At 57.4% G+C, this 14,356-nt stretch carries 13 protein-coding genes; all 13 read right to left on the reverse strand.

Going from position 1 to position 14,356, the window contains the following annotated elements; all coding sequences use genetic code 11:
- Positions 1–16: 16 nt before the first annotated feature.
- The 13 genes from icmH to KW824_RS02320 all read right to left on the reverse strand — a co-directional run bounded on the left by icmH (position 17) and on the right by KW824_RS02320 (position 14,355).
- Positions 17–796: a type IVB secretion system protein IcmH/DotU gene (icmH, locus tag KW824_RS02260; protein WP_010634228.1), complete on the reverse strand. Its 780-nt coding sequence runs from the start codon at positions 794–796 to the stop codon at positions 17–19.
- 22 nt (positions 797–818) lie between these two features.
- Complete coding sequence (gene tssK, locus KW824_RS02265; protein ID WP_017411064.1) at positions 819–2,153, reverse strand: type VI secretion system baseplate subunit TssK; 1,335 nt, start codon at positions 2,151–2,153, stop codon at positions 819–821.
- A 2-nt stretch (positions 2,154–2,155) separates the two neighbouring features.
- On the reverse strand, positions 2,156–2,671 hold the full coding sequence (tssJ, locus tag KW824_RS02270; protein ID WP_201927013.1) for a type VI secretion system lipoprotein TssJ: 516 nt from the start codon (positions 2,669–2,671) through the stop codon (positions 2,156–2,158).
- On the reverse strand, positions 2,671–3,921 hold the full coding sequence (gene tagH, locus KW824_RS02275; RefSeq protein ID WP_218408773.1) for a type VI secretion system-associated FHA domain protein TagH: 1,251 nt from the start codon (positions 3,919–3,921) through the stop codon (positions 2,671–2,673). Before tagH ends, tssJ begins: the two co-directional genes overlap by 1 nt.
- A 68-nt stretch (positions 3,922–3,989) precedes the next feature.
- Positions 3,990–4,988: a type VI secretion system baseplate subunit TssG gene (gene tssG / locus KW824_RS02280; RefSeq protein WP_218408774.1), complete on the reverse strand. Its 999-nt coding sequence runs from the start codon at positions 4,986–4,988 to the stop codon at positions 3,990–3,992.
- Positions 4,952–6,718: a type VI secretion system baseplate subunit TssF gene (gene tssF, locus KW824_RS02285; protein ID WP_218408775.1), complete on the reverse strand. Its 1,767-nt coding sequence runs from the start codon at positions 6,716–6,718 to the stop codon at positions 4,952–4,954. Before tssF ends, tssG begins: the two co-directional genes overlap by 37 nt.
- A 3-nt stretch (positions 6,719–6,721) precedes the next feature.
- The gene (tssE, locus tag KW824_RS02290; RefSeq protein WP_218408776.1) at positions 6,722–7,153 is read right to left on the reverse strand and encodes a type VI secretion system baseplate subunit TssE; all 432 of its coding nucleotides are present in this window, start codon (positions 7,151–7,153) and stop codon (positions 6,722–6,724) included.
- A gap of 6 nt (positions 7,154–7,159) precedes the next feature.
- Positions 7,160–8,638: a type VI secretion system contractile sheath large subunit gene (tssC, locus tag KW824_RS02295; protein ID WP_218408777.1), complete on the reverse strand. Its 1,479-nt coding sequence runs from the start codon at positions 8,636–8,638 to the stop codon at positions 7,160–7,162.
- A gap of 35 nt (positions 8,639–8,673) precedes the next feature.
- Positions 8,674–9,177 (reverse strand): type VI secretion system contractile sheath small subunit, encoded by a 504-nt coding sequence (gene tssB / locus KW824_RS02300; protein WP_218408778.1) that lies wholly within the window; start codon positions 9,175–9,177, stop codon positions 8,674–8,676.
- Positions 9,178–9,845: 668 nt separating this feature from the next.
- Complete coding sequence (locus tag KW824_RS02305) at positions 9,846–11,231, reverse strand: tetratricopeptide repeat protein (RefSeq protein ID WP_218408779.1); 1,386 nt, start codon at positions 11,229–11,231, stop codon at positions 9,846–9,848.
- 135 nt (positions 11,232–11,366) lie between these two features.
- Positions 11,367–11,954, reverse strand: a complete 588-nt coding sequence (locus tag KW824_RS02310; RefSeq protein ID WP_256351227.1) for a hypothetical protein — start codon at positions 11,952–11,954, stop codon at positions 11,367–11,369.
- 82 nt (positions 11,955–12,036) lie between these two features.
- Entirely contained in the window at positions 12,037–13,026 is a 990-nt protein-coding gene (locus KW824_RS02315; RefSeq protein ID WP_218408780.1) for a PoNi-like cognate immunity protein, read from the reverse strand.
- 9 nt (positions 13,027–13,035) lie between these two features.
- The gene (locus KW824_RS02320) at positions 13,036–14,355 is read right to left on the reverse strand and encodes a hypothetical protein (RefSeq protein WP_218408781.1); all 1,320 of its coding nucleotides are present in this window, start codon (positions 14,353–14,355) and stop codon (positions 13,036–13,038) included.
- Position 14,356: the final 1 nt, after the last annotated feature.

Genomic DNA, 14,356 nt, shown 5'->3' on the forward strand with positions numbered 1-14,356 from the left:
CTCCTTAAGTAAGTATTTATTTTAATAATTCGCCCAGTTGACGCAGCACGTCCTGGGTCTGGTTATTGAGTTGGTGGTGATAGAGGCCAAAGATCAGCGCCAGGATCAGCGCGCCACCCATGAACAGGCTGCGCAGGGATACTTGCTTGCGCAGCTGATAGCGGGAGGCCTGCTGCCCCAGATCGAGGTGAAACACGCTGGGCGCCTCGCCGCCGGCCTCGGGGGCCAACTGCTTGTGCAGCTGGCGCACGATGCGCTCGAACTCCCCTTGTCCCTTGCTCATCACCTTGTAACGTCCCTCGAAACCGAGGCACAGACAGAGGTAGATGAACTCCAGAATGTCGCGATAACGCACCGGGTCTTCCTGCAGGCGAGCCAGCAGCACGAACACCTTCTCACCACCCCAGGTCTCGTTGTGAAAGCGGGTCAGCAAGGAGTGCTCGGACCATTCGCTTTGACTGCCCCAGTCGCGGCCCATCACGGCCTCGTCAATGAAGGTGCAGAGGATGTAGCGAAACGACAGCACCACCCCGTTCTCGTAGCCCTGGGCCATCAGCTCCTGTTCGATGGCCTGGATCTCGGTCACCACCCGCTGGTAGAGCTCGGGCACCCGGTCGTAGCGCGACAGCAGGCGCACCCGCTGCACCAGCCCCAGCAAGGGGGTCACCGCATCGATCATCGGGTTGATGCTCTGGCCGCGCAGGCGGAACCAGTAGTCCGAATCCATGTCCAGCTGCTCGGCATGATCGAACAGCAGGTCGCTGAGTTGCTCGTTCTTGATAATGTCCGTGGTCATCTCTGCTTATTCCTTGGTGCGATCACTGGCTGCGAATGGCCCAGAGCTGCATGTCGAGCTCGGGGAAGTCGCCGGCGATATGGAAGGCAAGGGTGTTGCCCACCGCCAGCATCTGCCAGGCCGGGCTCTGCCGGTCGAGCTGGAAGTAGCTGTAACCGGCGTGATAGGGCAGCTGGCGCGGCGCCACCGGCAGCGGCAGCAGCGGAATGCCGGGCAGCTGCAGGCTGATGAGCTCGCGGATCTTGTCGCTGGAGGCCACCTTGGTCTGCTGCAGCAACTGCTTGCGCAGCTGCTCCTGCGGCATGCGGGCACGCACCGCCAGCACGAAGTCGGCGCTGGTCATCAGCTCGCTCTCGTTGACCATGGCGACCATGATGCCGTACTGGTGCTTGCGCAGCTGGATGGAGACGGCGCGCGGCGACAGCACGGTGCTGAGCGCCTGGCGCAGGGCCAGCATCACCGGCTCGAAGCTCACCTGCTGATCGTCGTGGCGATAGGCGGGGAACTCGGGCGGCAGGCGGGATTCGTCGGTAAAGGTCATCAGCTCGCCGCACAGCTGCACCAACGATTCGTGCAACCGCTCGGGGTGCAGAGTGCCAAGGCGCGCCAGATGGGAGAGCTGGGGCTGGGCCCGGTTGAGCAGTTGCAGCATCATGAACTCGGCCACGTCGGCCACCCCCTGCTGACCCGGCGCGGCGATGCGCTGGGAGAGGCTGCGGGCCCGCTCGGCCACGAGGCCGGCCGACTCGCCGAGGAAGCGCTTGAGGGTCGGGATGGCGGAGACGCTGATGCTGCAGGGCATGAAGTTGGGATCCAGCACCAGACCGCCGTCCGGGCGCTTGTCCAGAATGCGGGCAATCGCCAAAGAGGCGTAGGCGCTGCGATCCTCGCGCTCCAGCATCAGCCGCAGGCTGACCCGCCCCACTTCGAGGGAGACCACGTCCCCCCCTTCACTGTGCAGATCGCGCACGTCGTGGCGATGGGCCTGCAACCGGGTGGCCACCTGGCCGCCCTGATTGACCTCGTTGACGCCGCTCACCGAGAGCGGCAGCGCCAGATAGACCTTCTGGTTGGCCACCGAGGCGTCGGTGACTTCCAGCGGGGTCGGCAGCACATCATCGTTCGGGATGTTGAACACTGTGCCATCCGGCAAGATGCCGGTGGCCCCCACCAGCGCGATGCGGCCAAAGCCCAGGTAGTCCTCGTTGATGGCGAGCGACTGCAAGCCATAGAAATAGTCGGACAGCGCGCTCAGGCGAGCGTGCAGCGCGTAATCCGAATGTCTTTGTTGTTGCTGGAAGTGCTGGGGCTTGATGAACAGCCCCTCACGCCAGATAACCCGATTTCGACTCGACATGGTTATTCTTCTTCTTTTTGCAGTTCCACTTCATCCAGGCGCAGGTGCACCAGGATTTGATAAGCCGTCCCCTTGCTCTTGATCTTGATGACCTTGCGCCACTCGGCGCTGTCGGGGTCGGCGTAGCGTGCGATCACCCCGATGTAGCGGGTCTTCTCGTCGAGCTTGATGGGGGGCAGGTATTTGAACTGGCCCGGCAGCAGGGTGTAGTCCTGATGATCCAGGTAGTTCTTGCCAAGGGCCTTCTCCACGTCCGCTGTCACCTGGTCGTAGTCGGTGGCGAGCAGCTTGGAATCCTCCGCCAGCAACACCACCTGAAACTCGATGGGCGCCGCCTCCCCGCTCTCGTTGGGGTTGACGTCAGGCTCCGCCAGCAGGCTCAGCCCCAGGGTCGTCGGTTGACTGTCATTGCTGCCCACCTGAATATCCGGGTTCATGGCCACGTCGGCCATCTTGCCCATGGTGGTACAACCTGCCAGGGCCAGCAGCGCGACGCCCAGCATCAGCGCACGTATCATCAAATCAGTCCCTGTTGCTGACGCACGGCCTGGTCATAGGCCTGGGCATACACCTGGTGGAACAGCTTGTCGAACCCCTGCTGACGGGCGGAGGTGAGCTCGCGGTAGTAGTGCTGGTACATGTCCCAGGCCCAGCCTTCGTCGGCCGTGCCCGGTGCACCGCTGCGGCGGTATTGCTCGAAACGCCCCAGCAGCGCCTGCGGCGAGAAGGCCTGCAGGATGCTGTCGAGCGCCGCGCCGATGGCCTGCTGGTTCGCCACGTGGTGAATGCGCACATTGTGCAGGCTCTCGGCCACCGCCGCCGGTGCACTCAGGTGGACCGGGCTCTTCTGCTCGGCAAACAGCACCGCCAGGGTCTCGTCATAGTCGAGGCCCAGGCGCAGCGGGTTGTCCTCGATGGGACGCAGGTGCTTGTCCGCCAGCGCCGCCTGCTCGTTTTGCAGCTGCAGCAGCCCCTCCACCATGGCTCGCACCGTCTTGCCCATCTCTTCGAGCATGTCGTGGGCCTGCTGGGTGTCCTGCAGTTGCAAGGGTTGACCCAGGCCGCGCATCAGCGGGGTTAGGGCCACGTGGTCGACGCCGTCCAGCGACAGCTGATAATCGGGATGGTTCTCGATGGCGGGCATATCCAGAAATTCTTGGTTCATGGTGTTCTCGACAGCAGAAAAAGGGGCAAGAGGGGGAACGTCCACATCCGGTTGTGAACGCAGTGAGGCCTGCAGGCGACCGTCCGCCAGCGGGCCATCTATCAACGGATTGGGCGCCCTGCGCTCCTGCTGCAATGCCAGCAAGGGATCGGCCGCCAGGGTGCGCGGATCGTCAGCCGGTACGACGGGCTCATCGCTGGTCAGCCACTCGTCGAGCTGCTCGGTGGGGCGATTGCCCAGCACCTGTTGCAGGCTCTGCTCGGGGGTGATGGCCCCCAGATAGGCACGCAGCCGGAACGGGCCGACCACGAGCTCGTCCCCCTGCTCCAGATGCACCTTGCGGGCCCGCCCGATGGGTGACGTGGCGCCATTGATATAGGTCTGGCCGCTCAGATCGCACAGGCAGAAGCGACCGTCGTTGAGCTCGATGCGGGCGTGGGCGGGCATGACGGCCCCCAGCCTGTCGCGCAGTTGCCAATCATCCTGCTCGGAGGCCCCCAGGGTCCCCCCCATCTCGTCGAAGCGGTACTGCACCTGCTGGCTGCCGTCGAGCTGTTCGCTGTTGAGCACCACCAGGGAAAGTTGCTGGTTAAAATCGTCCACAGTTACTCCTGCACTGATCTCTGTACTTAAATGTTCTGCGCAGCTTATTTCTGCACTTATTCCTGCACTTATTCCTGCACACAAATGGTCACGAACGGATCACTCGGCGGCTGGCCGAGAAAGGTACTCCACCCCAGGCGGGCACTCTGCTCCTCACCGAGCCTCAGTCCCCTCGCCTGCTCCTGGCCGAACCCCAGGCGCAGATCCCAGGCCAGCTGATCGCGCAGGATGAAGGAGACAAAGGTCACCAGGGCGTGAAAGTGCTCCCCGTTCGGCAGAAACCCGAGAAACTGGCCAAAGCTCAGGTTGTTGATCTTCAACAAGAACTTGCCGGCACAGTCGTTCACCTTGTCGCCGATGACAAAATCACTCCCCAAAGTGGCGCAGGCGCCGCCGAGGCGATTTTGCTGATCCTGATGAACAGGCACCTTGCGCCACTGCCAGGCGCTCACCTCCACGTCCACCAGATCGAAACAGTGCGCCACCAGACCCGCTACCACCTCGGGGGAGCGACTGGGGCTGGCCAGCATGCCCGCATAAGAGAGCATCTTGGCGCGGTTGACCGGCAGGCTCTGGCAGACAGCCTCGTTGCCCAGCCCCACCAGGGCGAACATCAGGCGGGAAAATCCATCCTCGCCGTTGTCCTGAAAACGGACGTGATAGCGATACTTGCGCCAGATCCTGTGCAGCAGCGTCAGCAGACGGTGATGAAAGAAGTCCAGAAACAGACCCAGCTTCGGCTCCCCCTGCGCGTACTCCCACGCCAGCGAGTCCAGGTAATAGCCGGGCATGGGAGACTGGCTGCCATGCAGGCCGAGGAAGGCCACCTCCAGCTCGTGGCGCCCCTTGCCATCTCTACCTATCTGCAACACGTCGCTGGTGGGAAAGCCCAGAGAGGCGGTCGCCTTGAAGCGGATGTTCTCGTCACTCGGCAGATGGTCGAGGCCGCGCTCCTGATCGGCACCGTCCAGCCGGTTGAGCAGCTCAACCAGCTGGAAGAAGTTGAAGCGAGGCGCGTCCCTGGCGGACGTCACATCAGGGAGTGCTGACCGATCTGGACTGGCCATTGATAGCGCTCCTTGTTGTCGAGATTGACCACCTCAAGCAGGTGGAAGGCGTTGACGCTGGCGTACAGCGAGAAGAAGTGCGCCAGCACTGTGCTGAACAGGTAGAGCTCCCCTTCACTGCCAAAAGCGGACTGACGGATGGAGAGCACCGATTTGAGCCCCCGCACTGGCATGCCGCGCACCAGCCGATCCACCGGCTTGGTCTCTATCTCCTCGATCCCCGCCAGTCGCTTGCGCGAGGCCTGCTCGGCCTGTTTGTCGTGCAGCGCCGGAAAATCGTAGGTGCGCAGCACCTGCACCAGGGCATCGCGGCGCAGCAGGGAGACATAGTTGAGCGACAGGTTGGAAATCAGCGTCCAGTGCAGACTGCCGTCCAGCGCCGGGCGCAGCGGCCGGGTCGGCCGGATCAGGTTGCGGAAGGTGGCAAACGAGGGCGAGCTGCCGGTCGGTACGCAGACACTGCCCACCTTGAGGCGTGCGGCGCGCGAGCGGTTGGTGCAGGTGAGCGTCACCGAGATGGATTCATCCAGTTCGACCGTGGTGGTTTCATCCCCGCGCACGAACGAGAGGCTGTGCTCGAAACCATCCCCGCTCACCGCCTCCTTGACCCGCACCCGGTAGTAGAGCGCCAGCCGCTGTTTGGCTCGTTCAATCTGGTGCTGAAAGCTCTCGAACGGCTGATAGATGCGCGGTGTGCCGCGCGAGCGACCGAGGTTCCCCTCGACCCAGCCTTCCACCTGATCCACCGAGAAGATCTCGAAGCTGTCGGCATGGCGATAGCTCGCCTTGAGGGGATACTCCGCCTGACGACCGTTGAGATTGACCGGCTCGCTGTCGTGCTGGAACAGGTTGATGGCCGGCACACAGTTGAGCATGAAGGAGTCGGGACGGATCTTGAGCTCCGCCGGCAGCGGTCGGTCGAAGCAGAAGTGCACCTTGAATTCGCTCACCGGCAACGGCTGTTTGGGCCACTCGCCACCGGAGAGTTCGAAGAAGAGGAAGCTTTCCGGGAAGCAGAAATACTCCTGCAAGATCCGGTAACCGGAATAGACGTTGTTCGGATAGGGCAAGAGTGCGTCATCGCGCTCGAAGCCGACCGATTTGAGGGCCTTGGCCTCCTGGCGAAAGCGCTTGCCATCTATCTCCAGCTCGATATGAGAGAGCTGGTTGGAGAGCCAGAAGTAGAGTTCATAGGCGGTATAGCTGTCGCCACCGAGGAAGAAGCGCAGCTTGTCCAGCTGCAGTTCGTTTAGCGGCAGGGGGGCATGCAGGGCGATATCCAGCGAGATGGTGGAGAGATCGTTGCCGCTCTGGGCAGCGATATGACGGATATCTGCCGGATAGACCCAGGTATCGTGACAGGTCTGGAAATGACAGGTCACCTCGTCCATGGGCAGGCTGTCGAGCTGGCAGCCCTGCCTGACCAGCGCCGGCTGGGCGATGGCGCCCGGAATGACCGAAAACTGCATGATGGTCATGCTGGGCACGGGACGCAGGTAGTTGGGCCAGAGCATGTTGAGCAGACCGTGGGTCAGCTCGGGGAACTCATCCTCGATCTTGGCGCGCAGGTTGCTCGTGAGAAACGCAAAGCCTTCCAGCAGGCGTTCCACGTCCGGGTCGGTATTCTGCTCCGACAGAAAGCGGGTGAGCTCGGGATGCGCATCGGCAAATTCGCGCCCTTGCAGGCGCAAAAAGGCCAGTTCATCCCTGAAGTAATGTTCCAGCGACATTGATCAGACCATGCGGTAGTGACGGTGACTGTCCATATGGACGTTGAACGAGGTAACTTGCTCGATATGCTCCAGCCGCACGTGGGCCGTCACCTGAAACGACATCTCAAGCGGACTCGCCTGATGGTCGGGTGAACGAACATCCACATGCACGATCCGTGGTTCATAACGACGGATGCATTGCCGGATCGCCTCCCGGATCCGTCCCTTGATATCCGCACTGCCCTGAGTGGCGTCATTGAGATCAATGACTCCCAGATCGGGTGCACTGCGGCAATTGCCGGGACGGGTGTTGAGAACCTGCTCGAGCTGCCGTTTGACAGATGCGATCAGTTCTTCAGACTCCGAGCGGGGAGAGGAGCCAAGCCCCTCCCCCCTGATACGATCAAACAGGCTGGCCGCATTTCCTCTATCCCAGGAAGAGAGATGCGGCATCGGGCCTTATTCCTTGTCCAGACGACCTACCAGAGAGAGCTCGAAGCTCGCCCCCATGTACTTGAAGTGCGGACGCACGGCCATGGCGACCTGATACCAGCCCGGCTCCCCCTCCACATCCAGCACCTTGATCTGGGCTGCACGCAGCGGACGGCGGCTGCGGACCTCTGCCGGCGGGTTTTCCTGGTCTGCGACAAACTGCCGGATCCAGCTGTTCAGCTCACGCTCCAGATCCTGACGCTCTTTCCAAGAGCCGATCTGCTCGCGCTGCAGCACTTTGATGTAGTGCGCCAGGCGGTTGATGATGAACATGTAGGGCAGCTGGGTACCCAGCTTGTAGTTGGTCTCGGCCTCCCGGCCTTCCTTGGTGTTCGGGAACACCTTGGGTTTTTGTACCGAGTTGGCGGAGAAGAAGGCGGCGTTGTCGCTGTCCTTGCGCATGGTCAGAGTGATGAAACCCTCTTCCGAGAGCTCGTACTCGCGACGGTCGGTGATCAGCACCTCGGTCGGGATCTTCGCCTGCAACTGACCCATGGCTTCATAGACATGCACCGGCAGATCGTGGATGGCACCGCCGCTTTGCGGGCCGATGATGTTCGGGCACCAGCGATACTTGGCGAAGCTGTCGGTCAGGGAGGTACCCATCAGATAGGCGGTATTGCCCCACAGGTAGTGGTCATGATCCGAGCTGATGTCTTCTTGATAGTTGAAACCCTTGATGGGATTTTCGGTCGGATCGTAGGGCAGACGGGCCAGGAAACGCGGTGCGGTCAGCCCCAGATAGCGGGCATCTTCCGATTCACGCAGCAAGCGCCACTTGGTGTAGGACGGGCCTTCGAACACCGACTTGAGATCCTTGATGGACGGCAGGTCGGTAAAACTGTCTACGCCGAAGAAGGCCGGTGCGACTGAGGAGATGAAAGGCGCGTGGGCCATGGCCCCCACCGCACTGACATACTGCATCAGCTTGATGTCAGGTGCGCTGTGGGTGAAGGCATAGTCGCCGATCACAGCCCCCACCGGTTGGCCACCAAACTGACCATAACCGCTGGAATAGACATGTTTGTAGAGGCCGGACTGAGTGATTTCGGGTGAAAACTCGAAATCCTCCAGCAGCTCTTCCTTGGTGGCATGGAGCACCTGGATCTTGATGTTCTCGCGAAAATCGGTGCGATCCACCAACAGTTTGAGGGAGCGCCACGAAGACTCCATCTCCTGCAGTTCCTTGGCGTGCAGGATGACGTCCATCTGCTTGCTGAGCTTCTTGTCGAGCTCGACAATCATGCTGTCCACCAGCGCCTTGTTGACCGGATCGCTGGTGGCACCGCTGTCCAGAATGTTGGCGATCAGGGCAGCAACGCCCTGCTTGGCGACGCTGTAGCCCTCGTCCACCGGAGTGATACGAGCCTGCGCCATGATTTCGTCCAGCAGGGACGAGGAGGCGGCACTCGCCCCCGCTTGAACCTGTTCTTCGACCAGAGACATATTTTTTCCTTATCAGTCAGTCAATTAATCTGCGGTCACTGCGCAGGCTTAATCAGATCCAGCTCCTTGAGCAGTTGCTCGCGAGCCTCGTCACTGGACAGCAGATCCTGCAAACGATTACGGAAGGACGGGATATTGCCAAGCGGTCCTTTCAGGGCAACCAGGGCCTCACGCAGTTCCAACAGTTTGCGCAGCTCGGGCACTTGCTGGGCCACGCTGTCGGGGGTGAAGTCTTCCAGAGACTGGATCTTGATCGACACAGGCAACTCGTCCTGGCTGTTTTCTTCCAAGCGGTTGGGAACGGAAAACGTCAGTTCCAGTGCAGATTCTTTCATGACAGAGGAAAAATTATTCTTGTCGATGGAGACGGTTTGACGCTCCTCAATGGGGGTCTCTTCCATACGTCCTTTCATATTGCCAACCACCATCATGGTCAACGGAAGCTCTATTTCCGCCTGTTGACCACCGGTTGCCGGCACATATTTGATATTGATACGCTCTTTGGGCGCAACAGTAGCGCCATCAATTCCTTTTCCCATGCTCTAAATACCAAGTTAAGGATCCATGAAGACCCCAAAGCTTATAGCCAATGCCTATGTCAGCAACTGTAAAAAATGACAGTTGACGGGATCGGCAGGGATCCTGACAAAAAACATCAACCGACGATGTATTCTCGATATATGGCAAGGCGAAGCTTGGCAATCGAAAATACAGTATGCATCTTGCTACTTAATACAACCAGATAACGTCTCCACTCTTTGTTAGAGATCATGTTGGCTAGAGAGCCATTTGCGACGAATGGTATATTTGCAAATATAACAGAGTCAACAAAAAATTATTTAAGATGAATAATAAAAACAAATACAAATAATAAAAACCAATAAAAACAATTACTTACAGTTACACCACGCTTTGCGTCACGTTGTAAAAAAACAAGGGCACATCAGAAAAAACAATTATTTACGTAGGATAAATCCGATATTAACCCATGTTGACGAGTGAACTTCACACCATGAGAAAGGTCTATCAACAACCTATTTCAAGGCAGATTCTGTAACAGAAAATGTCTGTTGAGATATAAGAAAACCGCCATAATGGGATTTCATGACGGCTTCATGACTGATTAATGACAAGAGAACCGGAAGAATAGGGGAAAGATGCCGCTCATTCACTTTGAATATGTGGTACCACAGCCACATTCATGACGCTAAATGTCGTTGTGTGGCTGCACCAACCGACTGTTTTTTTCCAGTGTCACAAACCAGTGCTGCGCCAGTTTCTGTCCAGCGCCCTTTTCTTGTTCTGTCATGCCTTTTTCCAGCTCATGACTGGCAGCCGTCGCATCAGTATTGCCATCCGTGGCCGCCAGCAAATACCATGCATAGGCATGCAATCTATTGCGAGGCGCCCCCCAGCCCTGCTCGCGCATGGTCCCCATACGATATTGTGCTTGACGGTGATTGGCGTTTGCCGCCAATCGGTACTGTTTCAATGCCTGGCTGTAGTCTGCCTCTCCGCCGAGCCCCAGTCGCAACATCTCACCATAGGCATAGCGGGCATCCACATTGCCCTGTCCAGCGGCCAGGGAAAGGCTATGGCGAGCCGCCTTCAGCTCTCCCCTCTCCTGCTGCAAGGCTGCCAGCTCAAGTTGAGCCTGACTCACACCACCAGCAGCGGCCAGGGTCAGCCAATGTTCACGTGCAACCGTGTCCGTCTGCTGCAGGCTCAACTGATATTCGGCCTCATGGAAGCCCTGGCCTGCGGCCATCTCCAGCCAGTACCGGCCCAGCGCAAGATCTTGTGGTACCTGTTTATCCGCCAGGTAGGTTTGTCCCAACCATAACTGAGCTGATGGCGAGCCCGCGTTGGCGGCACGCTGATAAAGGGGAAACGCCTCTGTCGTATTTGCTTGACGGGCCAGAGCCAACAAGGCATCCGGCTGCTGTTGGGCGGCTGCTTTTTCGTACCAACGCAGGGCAAGGTCGGGGCGCTTGCTCACCCCTCTCCCCTGCCCATAGCGCAGGCCGAGCTGATATTGGGCGTCACGATTCCCCTGCTCGGCGGCCTTTTCCAGCCATTGAACCGCATCTGCATCGGCGCCGGGCTGGCTGGCATACCACTCCCCCAAGATAAACTGAGCGCCAGCATGATCACGCTTGGCCGCCTGCTCGAACCAGTCGAGACACTCACTTACCAGCTTGCCTTTGTGCTGCTGGCGACACTCCATCCCCAACTGATAACTGGCTTCACGGTTGCCCAGCTTGGCCGAGCGCTGCCACCAGCTCTCGGCCAATTGAGGATTCTTCGGCTCACCCAGGCCCACCCGATACCAGCTTCCTACCTGCAGAGCCGCTTTTCCCCGAATATCGGCATCCGCAGCCAAAGGCCCTGTTTGATCCGCGGCCTGCTTCATCCAGTGCATCGCCTCGGGATAATCGGGCTTGGCGGCCAGGCGATGGGCCAGTTCATATTGCGCCTTGCCCTGACCCTGCTGGGCGGCTTGAGTCAGTTCGGATTCGGTTTGTGACGTCGTTGTGGTACAAGCGGCGAGCCAATGGCTCGCCAGTACCAACCATAATGTGCGGTATGTCATCGTTTGTATCTGCAAATAATGAAGATGGAAGGGTGGTTGTATACATAATGCTTTCTTACAACCAGATAGATTTTCTATTGCTTATCAACTTTTAAATAGACCTTATTCTGGACATTCCCATGGCGCCCAATAATCTTATTGCTCGTTCACATGATCCAGCTTGACCAGAGCCAAACCCAGCTTGCGCCCCTCGTTTAACAGTTTATAGAGAACATCCGTTCGACAAATAAACCCTGTATATTGATCTGCATCTATATCCCAAAGCACGACTTCATATCCTCGCGCTTGCAGCCATAAGTCATAAAGCACCAATATGCGCCAAACCGATGTATCCTCACCCGGCTCGGAGAAAATAAAATGTTCCTTGATGCCGTGAATATCCACCAATGCGTTGCCCTGCAACTCAACTTCCTCGACGTCTCGCCAGTCAATATTGAGACACACCCAATGTTCATCAGAGTTGAATTCAACAAGTGTTGACACAATGCCGCCCTGTAGCTCATCGGCATGGGTATTCATCAGCGCGTTCAATCTGCCGGTTCTGATCTCTTCAGGCAGAGGGGATAGTAAAATTGATAGAAGCCATTTCTTTCTTCGTCTTTCGACATAGACCATGGGAATCAACAGGGGTGACAAGATGATGACGGAGAGGAGCAGAAATAGTTTTTTTATCGCCTTCACTTTTCTTTCTCGATTTTTTTCATACAGAGCCAAGGGTGCCAAGCAATACCGCCGCAGCATCAAAACGATGCTCGGTTCGCGATGTATCGATCACGCAGGCAATGCATGATCGATACACTGCGGACTACTCCTGTACCCAAAACAACATGTCATCCTTGTTTACATGGGTTTGGGAAGGTAAGCGCTGCCCTTTGTGAAGCTGCCACTGCTCATCGGTCAGGTTGCAGCGCCAGTTGCCATCCTGCTCCACCACTGAACCCGGCATGGCAATAGGATGTTGGGCTACTCGCAATGCCTGCCATTTCTCTGCAATACCATTGGCTCTGGCATAATCGACCAGATCCTTGGGGTAATAACGCATGTCTCGATAGCTACTGTCGTCCAGCTCATAAAGCAGGGTGACCAGCGCCGCTTCAAAAGCCCAATAGCCAAAGTAGATGGCATGCTTTGCCTTGTGCCTGTCGTGCCAATAGCACTCTTTACACCCCTTGTACCATCCTTTGAGATATTGTTTGATGCTCGCCTGACGCTCAACCTTGGTGGGATTCACACCATCTCCCTTGATGGCATCGAATAGGGGGCGATACACCTCGGGAATATAGGATTCTGGACCTCGAGGGAAGCCAGGATAACCCAAGCGGGCCAACAGTATGCTCCACAGCGGGTCGTCGTCCCCTTCCGGATTCTTACTGATATAACGCACCAACTCGGGCAACATCTCATCCTGGCCATAGAGGACGCTTAATGAGAACATCCAGAGCAGATATTGATAGGCATCTTGCTCCCAGTAATAAAACTGTTCATCTTGAAACTCTTTTTTATGGCGTAAAAACTCTTTAGTGACGATGCCTAGCTGAGCAATAACCTCTTCATGAGAAACCCCGCCAGAATAAAGCAAGATCAGATGTTCAAGATTATCCATAAACATGCCAGCACTGGCACCAGAGCGAGTAGGCAATCCTGCTGGGTCACTCCAGCGTTCATGGTGAGGATCATTTATCCAACTCCACCACTCCTGGTCAAAATAGAGCGATTCTTTGTAGTCTTCTAGCTGAACCAAGAAGAAATCCTCAGATAATAGTGGATCTCGACGCTGCTCAATAAACGAACTCATTCTCTACTCCTACTTGACCGGGATAGTACCGATAGCATCGGCATTCTTATTCAACTTGGTGATCTGAATCACCTCACCAGACTCATCGACGATCATCAACCAAGATTCATATTTTTGTTTTCTGATATCCGCCAATAGCTTTTTATCTGCTATTTCATCCGGTAATCGCCTTTCTATCCACAAATTGCTCATCTGCTTGCCCGACCCCTTGGTCATCGACAACAACTGGGTGCTCTTGGTGCCATCCTCGTCAATATACTCCCCCCCTGCCGTCCGAAACTTGGTCTCGGTCACCACGTAGGGAGGCGGAGGATTGGTGTTCTTGTAGATACCATCGATGCCCCGCCCTCTGGGTTTGTCATTCAGGCTACGTACCCGGCGATGTTCTGGCAACAGGTTCTCGAACTTGTGATTTGCCATCCAGTTGTCGCTGATGATCTCACCATAAATCCCTTTCTTCGAGCGGCTCAGGATCTTGAGGTCCACTTTGACCACATCGTCCGGCAGCGGGTGGATAACGGTACCACCGGGCACGGCCTTGTAACCGGGGGCATGCTTGACAGCCTCTTTCTCCAATCCCGCGGCTATCTCATCGAGGGATTTGAGCACGGGCCCCATGGCGACAGGCAGCATCTGACCCGCCTGTGACTGCATCTGCAACACCAGACGCTGGGATTGCTCAAGCCAGATCCTGACTGAAGCAGGAGCCAACCCCTTTATCTTGCCGATCAAACTGGTCAGCGACTTGACGGCATCGTTCAGATAACCCAGCAGCACGCTGACCGCAATCTGTCCTCTCAACCCACGGATCTGGCCAGCAAATTCTTTCAGCACCTTGTCGAGGCGCGTGATACCCAGCACTTTCTTGACCTTGGGATCACTGAGAAACGTCAGCACGGGCGCCATTGCGGGTCTGATCGCCTTGCTGGCATCCCCACCCGCCTTGCGGACAAACAGGAAGATGATCTTCAACACCCCCTTGAGGGCTGAGCCCAGCGACGGGATCAGGCCAATCAGAGTAAAGCTCAGAAAAACCCACTTATCCGGCTGCTTGGGATCACGGGAAATATCCCGGGCATTGGCAATCAGATCGCGACAATCCAGCACCTGATCGACCACGGGAATGAGGCCCAGTACCGCATTGGCAGCGATTTGTCCTGCACTTTGATTGGGGTTGAAGTCACCCTGCAGGGCCTCCCAAATCCACTGCAGGCTGGAAGCAACCCCCTTTTTTACCGCCTCTGCACTTTGTTTGACATAGGCCGCGCCACCAGACACCGCCTGATCTAGGTGGTCATAGAGCTGTTCAAACAGATCGTTACCGAACATA

The sequence above is a fragment of the Aeromonas sp. sif0611 genome, from assembly GCF_019218845.1.
In the GTDB taxonomy this organism is placed as follows: domain Bacteria; phylum Pseudomonadota; class Gammaproteobacteria; order Enterobacterales; family Aeromonadaceae; genus Aeromonas; species Aeromonas media.

Bases quoted from the DNA above. Each gene is read 5' to 3' on its own strand.
- icmH (WP_010634228.1), bottom strand. From the start codon at position 796: ATGACCACGGACATTATCAAGAACGAGCAACTCAGCGACCTGCTGTTC.
- tssK (WP_017411064.1), bottom strand. From the start codon at position 2,153: ATGTCGAGTCGAAATCGGGTTATCTGGCGTGAGGGGCTGTTCATCAAG.
- tssJ (WP_201927013.1), bottom strand. From the start codon at position 2,671: ATGATACGTGCGCTGATGCTGGGCGTCGCGCTGCTGGCCCTGGCAGGT.
- tssG (WP_218408774.1), bottom strand. From the start codon at position 4,988: ATGGCCAGTCCAGATCGGTCAGCACTCCCTGATGTGACGTCCGCCAGG.
- tssF (WP_218408775.1), bottom strand. From the start codon at position 6,718: ATGTCGCTGGAACATTACTTCAGGGATGAACTGGCCTTTTTGCGCCTG.
- tssE (WP_218408776.1), bottom strand. From the start codon at position 7,153: ATGCCGCATCTCTCTTCCTGGGATAGAGGAAATGCGGCCAGCCTGTTT.
- tssC (WP_218408777.1), bottom strand. From the start codon at position 8,638: ATGTCTCTGGTCGAAGAACAGGTTCAAGCGGGGGCGAGTGCCGCCTCC.
- tssB (WP_218408778.1), bottom strand. From the start codon at position 9,177: ATGGGAAAAGGAATTGATGGCGCTACTGTTGCGCCCAAAGAGCGTATC.
- KW824_RS02305 (WP_218408779.1), bottom strand. From the start codon at position 11,231: ATGACATACCGCACATTATGGTTGGTACTGGCGAGCCATTGGCTCGCC.
- KW824_RS02315 (WP_218408780.1), bottom strand. From the start codon at position 13,026: ATGAGTTCGTTTATTGAGCAGCGTCGAGATCCACTATTATCTGAGGAT.
- KW824_RS02320 (WP_218408781.1), bottom strand. From the start codon at position 14,355: ATGTTCGGTAACGATCTGTTTGAACAGCTCTATGACCACCTAGATCAG.